At 46.6% G+C, this 2,661-nt stretch carries 4 protein-coding genes; all 4 read right to left on the bottom strand.

The window, feature by feature from the left end; genetic code table 11:
* Nucleotides 1-282, bottom strand: a 282-nt coding sequence (locus tag B7Y67_RS14840; protein WP_293599303.1) for a twin-arginine translocation signal domain-containing protein, incomplete at its 3' end; no start/stop codon positions are given.
* 265 nt (nt 283-547) lie between these two features.
* A complete protein-coding gene (locus tag B7Y67_RS14835; RefSeq protein WP_293599302.1) occupies nt 548-1,435 on the bottom strand; it encodes an AEC family transporter in 888 nt (295 codons plus the stop codon).
* A gap of 35 nt (nt 1,436-1,470) precedes the next feature.
* On the bottom strand, nt 1,471-2,385 hold the full coding sequence (locus B7Y67_RS14830) for a ketopantoate reductase family protein (RefSeq protein ID WP_293599301.1): 915 nt from the start codon (nt 2,383-2,385) through the stop codon (nt 1,471-1,473).
* Nucleotides 2,382-2,661, bottom strand: a 280-nt coding sequence (locus tag B7Y67_RS14825) for an EamA family transporter (RefSeq protein ID WP_293599300.1), incomplete at its 5' end; no start/stop codon positions are given. The genes B7Y67_RS14825 and B7Y67_RS14830, both read right to left, overlap by 4 nt.

Here is a 2,661-nt window from a genome sequence, read left to right as displayed (position 1 = left end):
CACTGAACCACCAACGAGGTAATCAATCTTGAGCTTACCGCCAGACATTTCATTTACTTTTTTGACGTAGTCTTCAGCCATTTCATTGAAGACGTCTTTAGCTCCCCAAGCACCTTGCATTTTCAACACAACAGGAGCTTGAGCTACAGAAATCATTGGGAAGCCAGCCAGTGGAACAGCTACAGCAGCAGCACCTGCTTTGCTGAAAAACTTTCTACGGGATTGACTTGTATTTTCTTCTTGAACAACTACTGGGGCTGCATCTTTGGCAGTAATAGACATCGAATATCTCCAATTCTTCTTTTATTAATCGGTATAACAACAACATGATCGTATTCCTCCCTACAAGCATCTCAATTGGGGTTTACGCTAATTTCCTCATGAAAATGAGTCACCCTAAAACCCTCCGTCTGGCCAAGGCATTAACTGCAAGGGTTTGCCGTAACTGATTAGCCCAAGAAACAGTAGATCGAATCTCCTCAAACTGCCTTATCTTCTACCTATCTACCTTAACCACTTTATTAATGGGCTTAATACCAGCTTGAGCTTAGGGGGTGCCGGTATAGATTGCCAGCCAAATCACCAGCGGCAAATAGATCACCGACAGCAGGTGTCCCACCATCACAATTGAGGCTACTTTTTGGGGTTCTTGATTATGGCGATCAGCCAAGATGTAATTAAATACCGCAGGGGGCAAGCCGGCAAAAATGATCAACGCGCCCTTCTGAATGGACTCCAAAGGCAATGCCCATATGACTAAATAGGCAACCAACAGGCGCAAAACAATGGAAAGTGCGGTTGCAACAACCCCAGCTTTAACATGCTCGATTTTTCCTTCGGCCAGGCGGGTACCCAGCGAGATCAACATCAGGGGAATCAAAATAGTGCTGACCATGGTGACCGAGGTATCTAGCCAATCTGGCAAAGTCATCTGAAAGTGACCGAACCACAGACCGAGACCCATCGACCATACCAAGGGGCTGGCGTAAATACTTTTGGCATCCATCTTGCCCGTCATCACTGCCGAGCCCAGCGAGAAAATCAAAATATTGGAGAGCACCATGAGAAGTACTGATGGCGCCAATCCATCTTGCCCAAATGCCAAGACCGTGAGCGGAATACCAATCGGGCCGACATTGGTAAACATGATGGACGGCAGCAAGGCTTTCGCTCCCGTTCCTGAATACTTGGCCAAAGGCAGAGCTAGTAGGCCTGAACAAACGACTATCAATACTGCCGCCAACACCAAATAACCAGCGCTTGTGAAATCCAGTGGCTTAGCTGATAAAGAGATAAAAATAAAACATGGCAATGCCAAATCAATGAGGGTGTGATTAGCACCACTCATATTGGGCTTTCTATATCGTGCATATAAGAACCCCGCGAACACAATTGCGAAGATTGGCAGGGTAATACCCAGAATGCGTAAGATCATTAGCAAATACTCATATCCATACTCATACTTATTGCTTAAGTGTTACGGCGCTGGATTATTTCAATATGGGTATATGCCATCTTGATTAAATCGCAATCCAATTGCTTAGCTTGCGCCTTATTAATCATCTCGAGCAAGATATGCCCATGCTCTGTTTTATTGCCAGCATTTAAATCTCGTAACATGGACGCCGTCATTGGTGATCCAACTGCGGTGAGCATCTCAATCGATTTGCTTTGCACACCAGCAGCGATCGTAAATCCATGGGCATCTGCAATCGCACAACACTGTGCAAACATGGTTTTAGTCAGCGCATCACCATAGGGAGTTGCAACGATCTCGCCAATAGAACCATTACATAAAGTGGTCATCCCTGCCAAGGTACTTAGGAAAGTCCACTTATCCCACAGGGCTTGCTCAATATTTTCGCTATAGACTGCATTAAAGTCCGTCTTCTGACACGACTCATAAAATGCTTTTGCCGCAGCCTCTTGACTTGGTGTGCGCGCACCAACGGTCAGAACATGCAAATCCGTTAATTGCTTTACTGCGCCTGTATCGGTAATCGTTGCTGCTATATGAGCAATACCGCCCATCACACGCTCGCGACCAAAACGCTGATCCAATTGCTCAATATGCGCTAAGCCGTTAAGGAAAGGCAAGATAAGACCTTGGCTGGAGGCCCCAGCAATAGACTGTAAAGAGTCTTCTAAATCAAAGGCTTTAGGTGCCAAGATAATGAGGTCATAGATCGGCTTTAGCTCTTGAGCGGTCACTGTTTTAGGATGCACCGTATAACTACCTTTTGGCGTCTCCACTACCAACCCATGCTCTTGAATATGCGCTTGGCGTTTATCACGCAGGAGGTAAGTGACATCTGCACCAGCCAACATCAACTTCGATCCGTAATAGCCGCCGATACCACCCGCGCCCACAATTAATATCTTCATGATTTCCTCGAGGAATGTTTTGTGAACGATAAACCATAAATGGTGCCCAGGTAGCCCACCATCACCAAACCTGCTGCTAAGAACTTCCACCCAGGCAGTGACTCACCCAAGAAAATAGCGGTTGCCCCCATGCCAAAGATTGGAACTAACAATGGGGCTGGAGCTACAAGAGCTGCTGGATGCTTAGATAAAAGCCAGGCCCAAGCGGCGTAACCAAATAGGGTATTGGCCCAAGATTGCCAAAAGACTCCTGCCCAAGCTCCTAAGGGCGCTAAC

It is taken from the genome of Polynucleobacter sp. 35-46-11, assembly GCF_002281105.1.
Note: the sequence above shows the minus strand (reverse complement) of the source record. Positions and strands in the feature narration are given on the sequence as shown.